The 15,964-nt window shown below is 65.1% G+C and carries 17 protein-coding genes and 2 pseudogenes; 10 read left to right on the top strand and 9 right to left on the bottom strand.

Features of this window, described 5'->3' with window-relative positions:
- Positions 1–293 precede the first annotated feature (293 nt).
- From NA5_RS30130 to NA5_RS30150, 4 genes are all read right to left on the bottom strand, one after another.
- The gene (locus NA5_RS30130; protein ID WP_169811381.1) at positions 294–644 is read right to left on the bottom strand and encodes an S-adenosylmethionine decarboxylase family protein; all 351 of its coding nucleotides are present in this window, start codon (positions 642–644) and stop codon (positions 294–296) included.
- A gap of 35 nt (positions 645–679) precedes the next feature.
- The gene (locus NA5_RS30135) at positions 680–1,219 is read right to left on the bottom strand and encodes a hypothetical protein (RefSeq protein ID WP_157110707.1); all 540 of its coding nucleotides are present in this window, start codon (positions 1,217–1,219) and stop codon (positions 680–682) included.
- 1,472 nt (positions 1,220–2,691) lie between these two features.
- The gene (locus NA5_RS30145; RefSeq protein WP_062992152.1) at positions 2,692–3,000 is read right to left on the bottom strand and encodes a hypothetical protein; all 309 of its coding nucleotides are present in this window, start codon (positions 2,998–3,000) and stop codon (positions 2,692–2,694) included.
- Positions 3,001–3,526: 526 nt separating this feature from the next.
- Entirely contained in the window at positions 3,527–3,829 is a 303-nt protein-coding gene (locus NA5_RS30150) for a hypothetical protein (protein ID WP_218020190.1), read from the bottom strand.
- Positions 3,830–4,197: 368 nt separating this feature from the next.
- Between NA5_RS30150 and NA5_RS41455 the strand changes: the two genes are divergently transcribed.
- The 5 genes from NA5_RS41455 to hemB are packed head-to-tail and all read left to right on the top strand — an operon-like array spanning position 4,198 to position 8,089.
- Positions 4,198–4,482 carry a glutamyl-tRNA reductase gene (locus tag NA5_RS41455; RefSeq protein WP_169811379.1) on the top strand — a complete coding sequence of 95 codons (285 nt, stop codon included), beginning with the start codon at positions 4,198–4,200 and terminating at the stop codon, positions 4,480–4,482.
- A 17-nt stretch (positions 4,483–4,499) separates the two neighbouring features.
- Complete coding sequence (locus NA5_RS30155) at positions 4,500–5,180, top strand: maleate cis-trans isomerase family protein (protein WP_371856471.1); 681 nt, start codon at positions 4,500–4,502, stop codon at positions 5,178–5,180.
- Positions 5,177–6,325 (top strand): FAD-dependent oxidoreductase, encoded by a 1,149-nt coding sequence (locus NA5_RS30160; RefSeq protein ID WP_062992154.1) that lies wholly within the window; start codon positions 5,177–5,179, stop codon positions 6,323–6,325. The genes NA5_RS30155 and NA5_RS30160 overlap by 4 nt, the downstream gene beginning before the upstream one ends.
- A gap of 1 nt (position 6,326) precedes the next feature.
- A complete protein-coding gene (locus tag NA5_RS30165) occupies positions 6,327–7,115 on the top strand; it encodes an aspartate/glutamate racemase family protein (RefSeq protein WP_062992156.1) in 789 nt (262 codons plus the stop codon).
- Positions 7,112–8,089, top strand: a complete 978-nt coding sequence (gene hemB, locus NA5_RS30170; protein WP_062992158.1) for a porphobilinogen synthase — start codon at positions 7,112–7,114, stop codon at positions 8,087–8,089. The genes NA5_RS30165 and hemB overlap by 4 nt, the downstream gene beginning before the upstream one ends.
- Before the next feature lie 66 nt (positions 8,090–8,155).
- Here hemB and NA5_RS42485 read toward each other — a convergent pair whose 3' ends face one another.
- The gene (locus NA5_RS42485; protein WP_245672463.1) at positions 8,156–8,908 is read right to left on the bottom strand and encodes a glycosyltransferase; all 753 of its coding nucleotides are present in this window, start codon (positions 8,906–8,908) and stop codon (positions 8,156–8,158) included.
- Between the two features lie 33 nt (positions 8,909–8,941).
- Here NA5_RS42485 and NA5_RS30180 point away from each other — a divergent pair, with 33 nt between their 5' ends.
- Positions 8,942–9,721, top strand: a complete 780-nt coding sequence (locus NA5_RS30180; RefSeq protein ID WP_245672464.1) for a glycosyltransferase — start codon at positions 8,942–8,944, stop codon at positions 9,719–9,721.
- Between the two features lie 17 nt (positions 9,722–9,738).
- Here the strand turns inward: NA5_RS30180 and NA5_RS42490 are convergent, their stop codons facing one another.
- Positions 9,739–9,984, bottom strand: a complete 246-nt coding sequence (locus NA5_RS42490) for a DUF5994 family protein (protein ID WP_245672465.1) — start codon at positions 9,982–9,984, stop codon at positions 9,739–9,741.
- 509 nt (positions 9,985–10,493) lie between these two features.
- On the opposite strand from NA5_RS42490, the gene NA5_RS41460 reads away from it, so the two are divergent.
- The 3 genes from NA5_RS41460 (at position 10,494) to NA5_RS43055 (ending at position 11,863) form a co-directional block, all read left to right on the top strand.
- A complete protein-coding gene (locus NA5_RS41460) occupies positions 10,494–10,637 on the top strand; it encodes a hypothetical protein (RefSeq protein ID WP_169811382.1) in 144 nt (47 codons plus the stop codon).
- 425 nt (positions 10,638–11,062) lie between these two features.
- Positions 11,063–11,563, top strand: coding sequence for an esterase/lipase family protein (locus NA5_RS43050; protein ID WP_307188887.1), 501 nt, complete (start codon positions 11,063–11,065; stop codon positions 11,561–11,563).
- 3 nt (positions 11,564–11,566) lie between these two features.
- On the top strand, positions 11,567–11,863 hold the full coding sequence (locus NA5_RS43055) for an alpha/beta fold hydrolase (protein ID WP_307188888.1): 297 nt from the start codon (positions 11,567–11,569) through the stop codon (positions 11,861–11,863).
- A 353-nt stretch (positions 11,864–12,216) separates the two neighbouring features.
- Here NA5_RS43055 and NA5_RS30200 read toward each other — a convergent pair whose 3' ends face one another.
- Together NA5_RS30200 and NA5_RS42495 are read right to left on the bottom strand one after the other, a co-directional pair.
- On the bottom strand, positions 12,217–12,825 hold the full coding sequence (locus NA5_RS30200; RefSeq protein ID WP_245672466.1) for a LysE family translocator: 609 nt from the start codon (positions 12,823–12,825) through the stop codon (positions 12,217–12,219).
- Between the two features lie 112 nt (positions 12,826–12,937).
- Positions 12,938–13,247 (bottom strand): annotated as a pseudogene (locus NA5_RS42495) (IS3 family transposase); the annotation flags it as partial.
- A gap of 3 nt (positions 13,248–13,250) precedes the next feature.
- Here NA5_RS42495 and NA5_RS30210 point away from each other — a divergent pair.
- Positions 13,251–13,928 (top strand): annotated as a pseudogene (locus tag NA5_RS30210) (ATP-binding protein); the annotation flags it as partial.
- Positions 13,929–14,122: 194 nt separating this feature from the next.
- On the opposite strand, the gene NA5_RS30215 reads toward NA5_RS30210, so the two are convergent.
- Positions 14,123–15,238, bottom strand: a complete 1,116-nt coding sequence (locus NA5_RS30215) for a hypothetical protein (protein WP_062992170.1) — start codon at positions 15,236–15,238, stop codon at positions 14,123–14,125.
- Positions 15,239–15,964: the final 726 nt, after the last annotated feature.

Consider the following 15,964-nt stretch of genomic DNA (forward strand, 5'->3'; position numbering starts at 1 on the left):
ACCAGCGTCACACTGATCGACAGTTCGCCGCTGTTCCCAACACCCCAGGGTGGCCGTCGGCGGCCCGGAGGGTTCCGGCATGTCATCGCCAACTCTCTGGCCGAACGGCCTTGTCACGCTGGCCATTCAGTATGGGCATCTTCGCCAACCATATCGGGCAACCCGCAACTTCGCGATGGACGCCCTCGGCCAGATGAAGGCATCCGGTGTCCGGAACCTCATCGAGCCGTACTATGGCGAGCCCGCGGTTCGGCCGTTGTCTCGTCAGGACCATCACGGCGATCCGCCCCACGCTATCGGACGATGAGGGTTTGCCGAATCTCGTCCGAGCCGAACCAGTCCGCGCTGAACCGCAGCGCAAGTTCGGCGTCGAAGCGTCGGCACGAGAAGATGTTCAGATAGGCCCGACCCAGCTTCTCGCTGAAATGCCCTACGACGCTGGAGGTCTCGATCAACTGCACCAGGGTATAGCCGGAGGTGGCCGGATCGTTGTGGCCGAAGTGCTCGACTATCGGCTCACCGTAGGGGTTCATCTCGATCAGCCTGACCAGTTCACGGGCATAACCCCGAATGGTCTCGGCGTCGCTGATCGCCTCGGGGGCGCAGCCGCCAAGGTCCAGGATCAATTCCATCCCGAAGCTCATCGCGCCCACGCTGTCGTGCCGCCACCGGTGCACCATCAACGCTCCCCGAATTCGTAGGCGACGAATGTCTGGGTATCGAGTGTGCGCAATCGCGGATCGCTGTAGCGCCCCAGAATTCGCAGCGAGGACGCGAGCACGGCCTTCTCGTCGACGTTGAACGAGCAGTAGTCCATGAGCGCGACGCCACCGGCGTGGCGCTGCGGGGCGGACATGGCCTCCAGCATGGCCGCGAAGCCGCCGAACCGGTCTGGCCGGACACCGATGAAACCGATGTACCACAACGTGCGGGCCGCATAGTGCTCCGGATAGATGCGCCGGAAATAGGCGGACGAGATGAGCGGCCACGCGTCCAGGTCGTTCGTCGACACACCAAGCCCGACAAGGGAGTTGTCGTCGTCGAACAGCAGGTACTTGGCGATCCGCTCGTCACCCATAACATCGACGAACTCGTCGCGGTGCATGAGATGGCGCTGCGCGGCCATTGCGTTGATCTCGGTGAACGTTTCACGGTAGAAGGTCCACGCCTCGTCGCGGTCGAGCGTCGGACCCATTTCTGGCGTCTCGATGATTTTCACAGTCTTGCTTCCGCCGAGATTTCGGACCGAAGTGCCCTTCCGCCCGTTCAGGTCGGGGTTGAACGCTATCGGCGGCAGACTGGGCGGAAAAGAGCCAATATCGTCGAACTGCGCTGGGCCGGACATGCGGCGCGCGAACACCCGGCGCTGTTCGTGGCAGGGGTCCGCGCAATCGCAGCCCACCCGAAATCGCCACTAGGCGTGGTCACCGATTTCGGCGGCAGGCACTTCCAGCACGCGCGCCAACAATTGCCGCAGGTCCTCCGGGTCCACCCGCTCGGGAATGCTCCTTGTCAGCGTTCCTCCAGGTCGAGTTCACGGTTTCCGACGCTGCTTCCGACCGTGGCGGATGCCGCAGCGTGCGGTGCGCACAGCTGGAGGGGCACGGCCTCGCCGCCGTGCGGATCGCGGCGACCACCTGGTCGACACGGTCGCTGTGGCAACCACCACCGATCAGCGCCCGGACGATTGCTCGTGGTCACCACCAAATCCGGAGTCGAGCTCGGCCGCCTAGTCCTCGCCACCGCCGAATCCTACAATTTTGCAACGGATTTCAGGCGCGGAACACTATGTGGGTGGGCGTGGGCGGTCCTCGGCGGCCGATGCGCTGATGGCGGGAGGCTCCGGTGTCGCAGGCATGTTGGATTTCGATTCGGCAGAACCGGTTTCCGTTTCGTTCGTATCCTGATCCGATTCCGATTTGCGGTCGGTCCGCACCCATGGCGTGGGGCGTGTGGTGAACGTTGCCGTCCCCCTGGGTGGGCGGGTGGTCGACCACGGTGAGGTGACCGACTTGCGGTCGGTCGGCTCGAGTTCGGTCGGACGGTCGGCAGCCGGACGAGATGTCTTGCACAGCCGGTTTACCTGATGTCGGGCGGGGAGCCGACGCCCCGGGGGCGGCCGTCCATGGAGTCGCTGGTGCCGACTGGTCCGTCGGTCCGACCGCTTGTGGCACGAAGGGAGCTGACTCGCTGGCGGTTGTTGCGCCGAAATCGCTGTCTGCTCGGTTGCCGAGGGTGATCGGGCCGGATTCGCGGATATCGATCCGGCTTTCGGGTTGGTCGGCCGACTGGGATGCGGCCGCCGAGGACTCGGTCGCCGGAGAGTTAGTCGTATCGCCGCGAGGCGATACCTGCTCATTCGGTGCCGAACCCTCGGCTCCGCTCGGTGCGGTTGCGCCCGCCAACTCACTGGTTGACGCACTCATTGGGTTCGAGAGATCTGCTCGGGAAGCCGATGCGGTGGTCTGGGCCGTGCTCGACTGTCGGCCATCCGCAACTTTGGCGGAGTTCTCGACACCGGGGGCGGGTTTGTCAGTGATCTCGTGACCAGCATCGGGCGCCCAGACGTCTGCTGGGGTCGGATGGTGGGCGGTCGACCCTTCGGCCGACCGGTGCGGCGAGTCGACACCACTCGTAGTCGGCGGTTGGTCGAAATCGGTTCGGGTCGGTGGTAGATCGCTTGCGCCGCGCTCAGGAACATCCGAGTCGTAGGGAGCGTAGGGGCCGTACCAGCTTCTGATCGAGCGTGGTGTCAGCGAGGAACTCGCCCGGTTCGCGCGAACCCATGCGTCGTGGACCGAATCCGACGTGGGCCTCGGCGATCTGCTGGTCGGCCTTGCCGACAAGATCTGGAAGGGCAAACGCGTGCCCGAACTCGAACAGCTGGTCGTGCAACGACTCGCCACTGCCGAGGGTGAGGAGCCGTGGCAAGTTTTCATGGCCATCGACGACGAGCTCACCCGCATCACCGCCGATGCCGATCAGCGGCTCGCCTTCCAAGCCAACTACCCGATTACCGCTCGAGTTGCCCCGATTACGGTCAGGGGGTGGATCGTCCTCGGCGAGCGCGGCGAGATCGCCTTGACACGCCGGACCCACGATGAACGATCAGCGTCGGCGCGTCTGCGGCATGCAAGTCACCCGCGGCTGGGATGCGCAAATTCGGCGAACAGGACACGGCCGAGCGGGAACTCAACGTCGACGAGCAGAAAACCGTTGTCTGCCAGACATTTCTGCCCACCAGCAGCGAAATTCTCCTCGCCCCACGCCAACCCCGAAAGCCCGTGTTTCCGCCGTGCGCGCCGCGGCAAAGAGCAGGTCGATGGCAGCGAGGCGACCGTCGTAGCGGACAGCCCGGTCGCCGTGCGAAGGCCACGTACGAGCCCCGCACTGCGGCATCCCAGCGGTCGACCTCGGTGGTGCGATGTGCGTCGGCATCGCGACGCTTAGACCGGGTACATGTCCGCGATGACCCCGCCGTTTTCCAGTTGCCCATGTTTTGCGTGCCCCGCCGACCAGCACGAACCTACGGTCCGTCCTGCTCGTGGGCAGAACCCGGCCCGGACAATTCTTCGGGGTGAACGACCTTGCCGATGTCGTGGGTCGCCGCCCCGAACAACACCGCCACACGGTCGACCTCCACCCCCCCGTAGTTCGTTGCGACCCAGTCGACCAACTCGCAGGCCACATCATGCACTGCCCGCAAGTGCGCTCCGAGCCGGGGCGGAGCGTCCAGACTCTCCAGCAAGACCTCGACGCGCTCCGGCAGCCTCCGAAGATCCAGCCCGCCGCGATCAGTCAGGGCTCGTCGAAGTACTACCGAGGACACGGCGACAACGGTAATGCCAGAACCGATGGGACCAACCGTCCACACAACCCCAAGCAATGAAAGGCATTGTCCCCGTGCGCCAGGCTCGGTGTCTCGTCCCGTGCCGAACTTGCCGTGGTCGTCCCCAGCGTCCGGCACCGGCCATACCTCGACCAGGAGAGAACCCTTCCCGCACCCCGCGTCGTGATACCTCGGGGCGGGCTTCGGTCAGCCGTTATCGGTCGACAAGCGTGACGAATGTAGGGGTTTCCCGACTGCCTCGATCCACGCACAAGCGACAGACTTTGGGTGACCGACTCGCCGCAAAGGGGCATCGCCGGCCGAAATTCCTCGTGGGCAGACAACCGGAATTTCCGGTAGGAGCATCGATGACGACCAGTGGGAGACCCATTCGAGAGGCGCACGGGGGGGTCACCGAGACGTTGTCATCGCTGCAGAACTGGGTGGAGGCCGTGTGCGAGATGGAATTGCGGCGCTTGGGCTCCCGCGCACCCGGGCTCGACGCCGATGCCCGAGCGGAGGTGGCCCGTGCGATCCAGAGGGTAGTGGACGGCCTGCTCGGCGACCTCGGATCCCGGGTGGCCCGCGACGCCGCCCTTGTCGACGCGCTTCGGGTGTTCTTCGAATTCGACCGTGTAGGAGGCAAGCAGTGATCAGAGTGGGTGTGGCAGTGCCACCAGCAAACCCAGCGGTGGAGCCGGAGTTTTCCCGTCTCCTCGGCGCGCGGGCGGACCTCCATGTCACCCGCTTCCCGGTACGGCCCGGCTGCTCGCTGGCCGAGCGCCTGGATGCCTATAACGATGCGCTGCCCGAGATGATCCGTTCGTTCGGCGGCTTGCGGCTCGACGCGCTGGTCATGGCCTGCAGCGGCTCCCGCTACTTGCTGGGCCCGGCCGAGGACCGCCGCAATTGTGCCGAACTGAGCGCAGAGTTCGGTCTGCCGGTCGCCTCTGCCACCGAGGCCATCAGGCGGGCGCTGGAACACCTTGGTGCCGACGAGGTCACGTTGGTCTCGCCGTACCAGCCATGGTTGACAGCAAGCGCCGAACGGTTCTGGACCACGGCGGGCATCCGGATCGCGCAGGTGGTCGCGGTGCAGGCCGGGACGCATTTCGCGCCCTACGAGGTGACCACGGACCAACTTGTCGCTCAGATCGAGCAGGCCGCGGTGTCGCGGGACGCGGTGCTGCTGCTGACCGGCACCGGTATGCGAACGCTGCGCGCGATCGATCTGCTGACGGAGGGGAATGAATGGGTCGTTCTTACCTCCAACCTGTGTGGTGTCTGGTGGGCGCTGACCAGCGCGGGCCTGCGTGCAGGACTGGGGCGCGTCGAGCAGGTCGCGATATGAGCGTCGACGTGATCGTCGTGGGGGCGGGGCCGGTCGGGCTGGTCGCGGCGCTCACCTTGGCCAGGGCCGGGGTGTCGGCGCTGGTGCTGGAGCGCGAGCCGGAGCGGGCAACGCGCTCGCGCGCGGCCACCTTTCACCCGGCCACGCTCGACCTTCTCGACGAGCTTGCGGTGGCAACGGATCTGGTTGCGCGCGGCCTGCTCGTGGACCGCTTGCAGTGGCGCGACCTGTCCGGGGTTGTGTTCGCGGAGATGACGATGGGCGTTTTGGCAGGCATGACCGGCTACCCCTTCCGACTGCATGTGGAGCAGTCGGTGCTGACCACACTGTTGCTCGGCGCCCTGGAGGCGCACCCGGAGGCTGAGGTCCGGTTCGGTACTCCAGTCGAAACCGTTACCGACACAGGCACATCCGTGCGGATACGCACCGCATGCGGTTGGGAACGGGCCCGGTACCTTATCGCGGCCGACGGTGCGCACAGCACCGTCAGGATCTCGCTCGGTCTGCCGCTGCCTCAGTTCTTCTACCCGACGCAGGCGCTACGGATCTTCACCCGCTCACCGTTGGACGAACTGCTTCCGGGCCTGGCGCCGGTGACCTACATCCGCGACCCGGGTCAGTCGTGCAGTCTGCTGCAGTTGCCCGACCACTGGCGGCTCATCCTCCGGCTGCCCCGCGACGGGCCGACGCCGCAGTACGTGGCTGGACTGGAGCTGAGCGAGCTGAATGTCATCGACATGCATCGCTACAGCCTGGCCAGTGGCGTACTCGGCGCATTCCATCACGGCCGGGTGTTGTTCGCGGGCGACGCCGCCCACATCACCTCCACCGCAGGCGGTCTCAACATGAACGCCGGCATCCACGACGCGGTCGATCTCGGCAGGACCCTGGCCGATGTGCTCGCCGGGCACGCGTCATCGGGCGCGTTGGTGGATTGGTCACGGCGCCGCCGCACGGTACTGGTCGACCATGTCGTCCCGACCAGTGAGGCCAGGGTCGTGGGCGTGCAGGACGGTGACAGCGCCCAGTTGTCCGCGGCTGTCGCCGCGCTCAGTGCCATTGCCGCCGATCCTCAGGCCACCAGGGCTTATCTGGTCAAGGCCGCCATGCTCGACACTGTCCCTCTTCCGGTAAGGCACATCTGATATGCGAATTCGGTTCCAGAAGCATGCCGTCGAGGGGCGCTCACCGCTGCTCGACAAGCTCTATGTCGACCATCTGGCGAAAGTCTCCGATCCCGACACCACAGTCGAGATCCGCACCCTGCCATCGCAGCTCTATGCGGCAGAGCTGCCCGAGGAGTTGGTCGGGTTCGGGGCGCTCGGACTGCTGTTCGGCGACTATTTCGCGCGCGTGGCCGTCTCGGCCGAACGCGACGGCTGTGCGGCGTGGATCAGCGGCGCAGGCCAAGACCCGGGGCTGGCAGCCGCGCGGGTGCGCGCCACCATCCCCGTTGTCGGGTATGGCGATGCCACCTGGCAGGCCGCTCGGCACGAGCGTCATCGGCTTGGCGTGCTCGGCTTCATCCCGCATCTGGTCGAGCCGGTCACCGCCAATATCGCTTCCGCAGGCGCCACCCTGGCCTCCTACCAGGTGATCGATGACGGCGCCGTCGTCGCCCGTGCGCTGGCCGAGGACTTCGAGCCGTTCGTGCGGGAGTACACCGCTGCCGCCGAGCGGGCCGCCAAGTCCGGTGCGCAGTGGCTGGTGCCCGCGGAGGGCATACCCAACGAGATCCTCGTCCACCTGGAGATCCGGGAGCTTTGCGGGCTGCCGGTCATCGACCCCGGCGGGTTGGCGATCAAGACCGCTGAGCACCTGGTGAGACTCCGTGATCTCGGTATAACGGCCAGGGCTGCAACCGGATATTGGTGCAGGCGGCCGTCCCCAGACATCGTCGCACACGTCGAGCAGATCTTGGAGGTCAGGTCATGAGCTTCCCCGCCGACCGGCCCCGGCGACTCCGCCGTACCGCCGCACTGCGAGCGCTTGTCGCCGAGAACCGGCTGCACCCGTCGGAGCTCGTTCAGCCCATGTTCGTGCGCGAGGGCATCGAGGAGCCGAGGCCCATCCCCGCTATGCCCGGTCAGGTCCAGCACACGCGCGAGAGCCTGCGCAAGGCGGCCGCGGCCGCGGCGCAGGCGGGCGTGGGCGGCATCATGATCTTCGGTGTGCCCGAACTCAAGTACCCCGACGGTCGCGGTGCGTGGGACGAGCACGGCATCGCACAGCTCGCGATCGCCGACGTCGCGGCGGAGGTGGGCGACGCGACCGTGGTGATCGGCGATGTCAATCTCGACGAATACACCGATCACGGCCAGGTCGGACTCCTCGGCGCCGACGGCGACGTGGACAACGACGCCACGCTGCTTGCCTACGTTCGAGTTGCGTTGGCACAGGCCAGAGCTGGCGCCGACCTGGTAGCGCCGAGTGGGATGATGGACGGCCAGGTCGCCGCAATCCGTGCCGGACTGGACGGCGCCGGATATGAGCGCGTCGCCATACTGGCTTACGCCGCCAAATATGATTCCGCGTTCTACGGTCCCTTCCGCACGGCTGTCGAATCCTCGTTCATTGGCGCCAGATCCACACATCAACAGGATCCGGCCAACCTCCGCGAGGCGATCCGCGAGGTGATGCTCGACGTCGAAGAAGGCGCCGACCTGGTCATGGTCAAACCGGCAGGCCTCTACCTCGATGTGGTGCGCAGAGTGGCCGACGCGGTGGACGTGCCGGTCGCTGCCTACCAGGTTTCGGGGGAGTATTCCGCGATCGAGGCTGCGGCGTCGCACGGGATGTTGCAGCGGGACAGAGCCATCGAGGAGAGCCTCACCGCCATCCGCCGGGCCGGGGCGCGGATCATCCTCACCTATTGGGCCACCGAGTTCGCGCAGCGACTGCATGGGTAGCGATGATCGGCGGGTTTGGCCACTACCCGGCCAGGGTGAGTCGGCGCGCCTGTTGCTGCGTGGAGATCAGCGCGAGCGGGCGTCGACGTGCACGGCATTGGCGACGCCGCGGCGCCGAGCGCGCTCTACGAGGCCGCTGCGATAGGACTCACCGTGGCGCGCAAGTACTCTCGGATGTGTCTGTCCCACCACCCGGTACTGTGCGGCCGGGCGCAAGTCGGCGATGTGGGCCATCGCGTCGATGCCCCATTCGATGCCTTTTCCCTTGCCGAGCAGGCCCCAGGTCAGGATTATCGGCGTCCGGGAGATCGGCTGGTGTTGGTCGCCGGGCTGTCCGGAGCGATTGTCGGTGCCACCGTGCGGAATCACCCGGACCTTGGCCGGGTCGAGGGCGTAGTGGTCGATGAGTCGTCGGCGAGCCGTGTTCGTCATGGTGACGACGGCCGCGCAATTGTCAGCGAGCTGGTCGAGGATCATCCGCTGCTGTGGTGTCGGGTTGACCGGCACCGTATGCAGCACGACGATGGCCGGAACCCGAAGGGCGCGAATGACTTCGAGGACATCGACGCCGTCTCGCCCGCTATAGATGCCGTATTCGTGCTGGATGATCGCGATATCGAAGCGGTTGAGCGCGATAGCCGCGGCGGCGGCACCGCGGTGGTCGCTGCGCTCCCACTGGTGCGCCACCTCAGCGGGCGGTGTCGGATCCGGAGTGTCGACCACGGCAACGACACCGACGGTCGGGCGGCGCCCGATATCGACCGGCGCAGAACCGATTTCGCCGGGCGCGGTCAACGCATCGACGAGTGCGCAAACCATTTCGACTTCATGCCGCCGACCTACAGCAGGCTGGTGTCGACACCGATGGTGACGACGATTCACGGCTTCTCCTCACCGAAAATCCTTCCGATTTACCGGGAATTCGGTGACATCGCCCACTATGTGGCAATCTCCGACGCCGATCGCGACCCGGATCTGCGCTATGCAGCGACGATTCATCACGGTATCGATCTCACCCAGTTCACATTTCGGCCCGAGCACGGCGAATATCTGCTCTTTCTGGACAGAATTCATCCGGATAAAGGGACGCACCTGGCGATCGAGGTAGCGCGGCAGGCCGGACTGCCATTGATCATCGCGGGCGTGATCCAAGACGAGGAATACTTCCGCTCGGCGATCGAACCGCATCTCACCGGCACCGATGTGACCTACCTCGGTCCGGTCGGTCCGGCAGAGCGGGACGCGCTACTCGGAAGTGCCCGTGCACTGCTGCATTTGATCGGTTTCGCCGAGCCGTTCGGCCTGTCGGTCGTCGAAGCCATGGCCACCGGGACACCGGTCATCGCAACACCATTGGGTTCGATGCCGGAGATCATCCGCCACGGTCGCACCGGATTCCTCGTCGCCGAGGTCGCGGGTGCCGTCGCGGCGGTATCGGATATCGAGCGAATCGACCGCTCCGCCTGCCGGGACGATGTCTTCGAACGCTTCACCGCTGACCGCATGATCGATGCCTATCTGGCTCTGTTCACACGGACCGTACGAGATCGCGGACGTCGCGCCGAATCGGCCGAGCCGGCACCGCAACAGGCCATCGGCTCGCCCGGTCTGTTCTCACACGCCGGACTGTAATCGACAGTGCCCCAAGGCTACTGATTCTCAGACCGGATGCCGAGTTGGTTCGGCCTTTCGGTTCGTGATGCCCACCGCATTCGCTTGTTCGGGACGCTGATCAGATCGTGCAGTTCAGCGGTGAGATTGGCGGTCCACGGCCACCACGCGCCACCGAACTGCCCCGAACTGGAGTCGCTTCGACGCAGCAGCAGGCGTGGCGTGCGGGTAGGTGTCCGGAACGGTTGCAGGTCGCGTGGAGGCGGGCCAATGTTCCCGACCATGTCGCGGTGATTGGTTATCAGGCGCTGCGTGCGATGTGAGTCATGATCTGGTCTCGATTCCACCGACGGCCAGGGGCGCGGGTTCGGGCTCGACAGCGGCCAACAGGGCCGCGCGCGGTGGCCGACGGGATTAGCCGGAGCACGATCAAGCCGCTGTCACGGCCGGAGGCGAACATCGTGTTCCACCGCTCGAAGCGATAGGGATCGAGTCGGACCACGAGGTTGTCGACGATTATTAGCCGTTGGCCGACAACGTATCCGGGCCCAGCCGAACGTCCGTAAATAGCCGACGAGCGCATCCTAGGTCGGGTATGTGCCGTCGTGAAGCGTGAGCGCGTCGACAGGGCGTTGCTCATCCTCTCGGCACCCGCAGCGCCGACGATGATCGCGCTCGTCGAGGAAACGCTCGAATGCCAGCGCGCCTCGCCCTGCTCCGGGCCGGAATCTCCCCGGGGGCGTACTGTCTTGGGAACGAGACCGCCGAGGTCTTGCAACCAAAGGATGCCCAGTTGTCCGACAAATCTCCGCGTAGCACGATGTCCAAAAAGCAGGGGAAATCGATCAAGGAGAAACGAGCGGAGAAGAAGGCCAAGTCAGCCGCCGCTCAATCCGGCGTTGAAGCCTTGGAGAACAGGGACAAGAAGCGCAAGTAGACATACTCCTGTGCGGCATCGGAGCTCAGCCCTCACGGGCTCAGCTCCGATATGGGGAGATCGACGTCCTGCCGAGTCGACCAACGAATCTCCCCGGACTCGTCGAGCCACTGGGGACGCGCTCGATCCTTGCTCGGCGACCCACGCGCACCGCGTACGGCATGAGTCCGGCGGCGATCGCCCGAGACAGGCGATCTGACGGAGGTCCGAGGCTCCCTTCCTGAATGGTTTGGGACGTTCAGTCGAACGCCCAGGGCGGTGAGAGTGGGGCCGAACGTGGGCCTCGATCAACGGCAGCCCCACTATTCGTTGCCCTCGCCCAGGAATTGCGGTTCGACGGGGCAGGAGCGAAACTGTCCATCACGCATCCGCTGGACGTGTGGCAGGTCACGAAGGTCCACTGGACCAGGTCAAAGGGGAACGGCATGTCGAACACGCCGACACCAGTGGTATTCATTCACGGGCTGTGGCTGCACGCCACCAGCTGGGGGCCATGGCTCGAGCATTTCCGCGCGGCCGGCTATGCGCCCGTTGCCCCCGGCTGGCCCGGCGAGCCCGACACAGTCGCCGCGGCGAGGGCCCATCCGGAGGCGGTCGCCGACATCGGAATCGATGACGCCGCAGCACATTTCGCTGCCATCATCGAGGAGCTGCCCGCCTCGCCGATCATCATCGGTCACTCCTTCGGCGGACTGCTCACCGAGAAGCTGATGGGCCGGAACCTCGGAATCGCCGGTGTCGCAATCGATCCGGCCCAAATCAAAGGGGTGCTGCCGCTGCCGCTCGCGCAGCTGAGATCCGGACTGCCAGCCCTCGGCAACCCCACCAACCTGCACAAAGCGGTGTCGTTGACCGAGAAGCAGTTCCGATATGGCTTCGGTAACGCGGTCAGCGAGCAGGAGTCCGCCGAGTTGTTCGAGAAGTGAACGGTGCCCTCGCCCGCGCGGCCGTTGTTCCAGGCGGCCGCGGCGAATTTCGTCCTGCATTCCCAGGCCGAGGTTGACACCGCCAATTCGAATCGTGGTCCCCTGCTGCTCATCTCGGGTCTCGAGGATCACACCGTCCCCGATGTGGTGACCAGGTCGACGCTGAAGCAGTACCGCGATTCCGCTGCGGTCACCGAACTGCGGCAGTTCGAGGGCCGCGGCCATTCCCTGACCATCGACAGCGGCTGGAAGGATGTGGCGGACGCGATCCTGATGTGGCTGGCGGACAAGGGCTTCTGACACGAGGAAAGACGCAGTCATGGATCTGGGTTTGACCGGCACTCTGGCGTGGTGACGCGCAGCGAGCCGCGGTATTGGGCCGGCCGTCACTCGAACCTTGGTCGACGAGGGCGCGGTCGTGGTTGCCGCGGCTCGGCACGCCGGAGACGACCTGAGGACCCCTCGCCGGCACCGGGCGTGTCGACCGCCTGAATACTCGCGGCGTCGATCACCGCTCGCGACCAGTCGATCTACCCCGGCTGCCCATCTCGTCGAATACCGTCCGGCGCAGCCGGGTCCATACGATCAAACACCATGCGGCACAACAGCTTCCTGCTCATACCAAGCGGATTACATCTATGTAGGGCAATATCTCAGTGTTCGAGGGCCAGCCGCATTCCCAGGCCGATGAAGATGCCACCCGTGGCGGTGTCTATGCGCCTACGGGCGTTGCGCCGAGCAGTGAGCCAGCGTCCGATCCGTCCAGCCAGCAGACCGATAGTGCCGTCGACGAGGAATTCCAGGGCGATCAGGATGATGCCGAGGATCACGAATTGCGTCCCGACCTGGCCCAGTTGGGGGTTGATGAACTGAGGCAAAAAGGCGATGGTGAACGTGACCATCTTCGGATTGAGCAAATTGGTCGTCAGGCCAGCGAGGTAGGCGCGCCGGCCTGACATCCGGCCACCGTCGGCAGGTGCCTGGTCATGGTTGTCGTTGCGGTGGCGCACCATCTGGATGCCCAGGTAGATCAGGTAGGCCGCGCCAGTGATCCGAATGGCCGTGAAGGCGGTCGGGACAGAGGCGAACAAGGCGGCCAGGCCAGCCGCCGCTACGGTGACGTGGACGGCCTCGCTGGTGGCCACGCCAGCGGTGGCCAAAAGGCCCGCTCGCCGACCTCCGCGGATACCGCACCCGAGGACGAACAGCATGTCGGGACCGGGAGTAATCATGGCAACGACCGTGGTCAAGGTGAACGCCACGAGTAGGTGATCATCGATAGGCACCATCCGAGTGTCGCAAACCAGTGTCCGGTAGGAAACCGATGTCCAGCAGGCCCAATCGAATTACGCCCATGTGAGACACCGTCTTGTGACTCGTTTCGGTTGGATTGTGTTGTTGTATAGGACAATTGCGGTGGTGTCGGAGCGGGTGCTGTCGTCGGTGGTAGGTGCGTTCGATCCAGCCGACGATCGCCAAGCGCAGATCCTCACGTGTGGGCCAGCGACGGCGGTCGAGCACATTGCGTTGCAGCAGCGCGAAAACGATTCCATCGCCGCGTTTGTCACCGCAGGCGCCGACGCGGCCCATGGATCCACATAATCCGTTGCGCGCCAACACCGATACGAACTTTCTGGATCGAAACTGGGCTGCCTCGATCCGAATGCACCAGGGTGCCTTTCGGCCCGACCGGGCGCGGCGCCGGTCCGAACGCCGTATCCGCGCCGCCGGGCTTGCTCGCGAAAAGTCGTTGAGGGCGTTCGACTTCGACGCCAACCCGAACATCGACCCGGCCGTGGTCAACACCCTCGCGGCTTGCGACTGGGTCACGAAAGGCACCCCGCTCTGCCTGATCGGTGACTCCGGCACCGGCAAGAGCCACTCGCTGATCGCTCTGGGTACCGAAGCTGCGATGCACGGCTACCGCGTGAAATTCACTCTGGCAACGAAACTGGTGAACGAACTCGTCGAAGCCGCCGAGGAGAAAGTCCTCGCGAAGACGATCGCGCGCTACGGGCGGGTCGATCTCCTGTGCATTGACGAACTCGGATATATGGAACTCGATAAGCGCGGAGCGGAGTTGTTGTTCCAGGTTTTGACCGAGTGCGAGGAAAAGAATTCTGTCGCCATCGCATCGAATGAGGCGTTCTCCGGCTGGTCGAACACGTTCCCCGAACCGCGTCTCTGCGCCGCGATCGTCGACCGGCCGACCTTCGGCGGACGGATCATCGAGACCGGCACCCAGGCCTACCGACTCACTCGCACTGCCCTGGGCAACACTGGCGGCACCTCTGCTACACCCGCACCGCAACAGTCGGTATTCATCGACACCCCACCGCAGCAGCGACTGGAAACGGCACCCTGACCACCTGCCTGTCCGCGAATTACGAGACCACCTCCGACGCTCCGAGCCCGACCCCGCACTCCGAAGGCGCGACCCGTGACCACACCCGACAGCTTGGTGGGACGCGGAAGGAGCCGCGCACAATGTCGGGTTGGCGCTGGCAGTGGCGCGGGAACAGGCCGAATTCGCGCGCGAGGTCATCGCGCGAGCGGCGTCTACCCCGCGGTGGCCGGGCCGTTGGGTGGGGGTGCGAGTCGGGCGGCGGCCTCGAGCTGATCGCGGAGGGTCGAGATCACCGCGTCTCGGGACGTATTTTCGAGGTCGGCGACGCGGGCGGTGAGTACATTGATCAGAAACATGGCAGGCGTGAGAACCGGTGAAACATCAACTCCGACGATGACATCTTGGGGCTTTGTCACGATTACCGGTTCCAGATCGGTGAGACCGGCAAGTACGTGATCGAGCGCCTGCCCTGGATTGTCGGGGTCATCGAGCGCTGTTGCCGTTTCCAGGAGGAAATTGCCGACGCGGCTCGCGTGTTCGGTGAGACCGACTTGGGCGGTGGTCCCGGTAGCGAGTCGGGTGTCGTTCGCGAGCACGCGGTCAGCTCGAACTTGAAGCGCCCCAGCGTGGCCGGAGCGGGTGGTTATCGAGACGTTGATTCCCACTGGCCTACCCGCTTCGTCCCACAGGGGTACGTCGTCATCGTCGGATTGCGGGTCGGCGGCGAGGTCTTGGACTGCGGATCGGTCGACGATGCCGCCGACGAGTGGCATCCAGATGGACGACACGTCGTGCGGTGCACCCCCGTGCAGCACGACGGTCCATTTGCCCGCCGTGACAGCTATCCGGCCGAAGATGTCGTAGTCGTCGGAGACCTCTGACCTATCGACGGAAGCCAGGGGCGCGATAGCCCGAATGGCGTCGGCGAGGCCATTGGGACCGAATGTGTCGACGATGTCGACCGCGAACGCGCCGCCCTGGTCCGGGTTGGTCCAGTCGATGTCCCGGTCGAGGCGAATCCAGCGGTCTGCGAGCTGGCTGATCTGGCGGGACGCTCGTCGCGCCCACCAGTCGACGTCGCCGCGCACAGCGCTGATGGTCGGCGACGCAAGAAATTCCGCTTGGTCGAAGCCATAGTTGTCTTTGATCGTGCCGGTCGCGTACCCACTCGCGGTGAGGACGAAATCGCCGGTGACAGTGCCGAATGTGGTGGAGTATGCCGCCGAGACTCCGACGACCCCGCTCTCCGTGAGCCGGTCCGCAGCCTTGAGGAGTGCCTCTGAAGGTGAGTCGACGATGGATTGCCACTCCGGAACATCCGTGGACACGCAGTCTCCTCATCGGTCTTCGTTGCACTGTGCCTGAGCCTAAAACCGATACACAGGCACCTGTTCCATGTGATGGGAAGGGACGGCTTACCGACCTACGGGCCGACCTGAACCGGTTCGTCACCGTTGTTCAGAACATCACGATCCCGCGGAATACCTTCACACCCCACCGTTCTGACACACCCGACGACCGGACACGCCGACCGGCGTGACGTCGAAATTCATGGATACGCCTGCCCTGGATCGGCCCCGAGTGACGCCAGGATTCGTGGATAGGCGGTCTTGGAATTCGTACTTACGGCCACCAGATCAAACTGATCAGCAGCGGACGCTGGGGCAAGCGCCAAATCGTCCATCTCGCCGCGTTCGCCGCTATCGCAGCCTCGGCCGTCGCGATACTACTCGCGGTCCATGCACTCGCAGGCCCTGTATACGCGCGCAACGGGTCTCGGTCACCGGTGGCGGCCAAGGCGATGGCCGAAGACCGTACGCGCAGCCGGCCGGGCACATCGGCATGCGAGACCGAGTGCAGGGCGCGTGTCAGTTCGCTGGCCAACCCCGTCGGCGGAGTCGCCGTGGTCGTCGAATCCGAGCAGATTGCTGGCCTGGCGGCACAGCAACGCATTTTCGGGCGACCGGCACCGGTCTGCGATCAAGAGCAGGTGGTCGAAACCTGCTCACGATCGGCGGCGGAAACGCGAGGAGATCCGCGGTCTCATCAAGGAA

The organism is Nocardia anaemiae NBRC 100462, assembly GCF_001612725.1.
Taxonomy (GTDB): domain Bacteria; phylum Actinomycetota; class Actinomycetes; order Mycobacteriales; family Mycobacteriaceae; genus Nocardia; species Nocardia anaemiae.

Bases quoted from the DNA above. Each gene is read 5' to 3' on its own strand.
- NA5_RS30130 (WP_169811381.1), bottom strand. From the start codon at position 644: ATGAGCTTCGGGATGGAATTGATCCTGGACCTTGGCGGCTGCGCCCCC.
- NA5_RS42485 (WP_245672463.1), bottom strand. From the start codon at position 8,908: ATGGTTTGCGCACTCGTCGATGCGTTGACCGCGCCCGGCGAAATCGGT.
- NA5_RS42490 (WP_245672465.1), bottom strand. From the start codon at position 9,984: ATGGTCGGGAACATTGGCCCGCCTCCACGCGACCTGCAACCGTTCCGG.
- NA5_RS30165 (WP_062992156.1), top strand. From the start codon at position 6,327: ATGCGAATTCGGTTCCAGAAGCATGCCGTCGAGGGGCGCTCACCGCTG.
- NA5_RS30160 (WP_062992154.1), top strand. From the start codon at position 5,177: ATGAGCGTCGACGTGATCGTCGTGGGGGCGGGGCCGGTCGGGCTGGTC.
- NA5_RS41455 (WP_169811379.1), top strand. From the start codon at position 4,198: ATGACGACCAGTGGGAGACCCATTCGAGAGGCGCACGGGGGGGTCACC.
- hemB (WP_062992158.1), top strand. From the start codon at position 7,112: ATGAGCTTCCCCGCCGACCGGCCCCGGCGACTCCGCCGTACCGCCGCA.
- NA5_RS43050 (WP_307188887.1), top strand. From the start codon at position 11,063: ATGTCGAACACGCCGACACCAGTGGTATTCATTCACGGGCTGTGGCTG.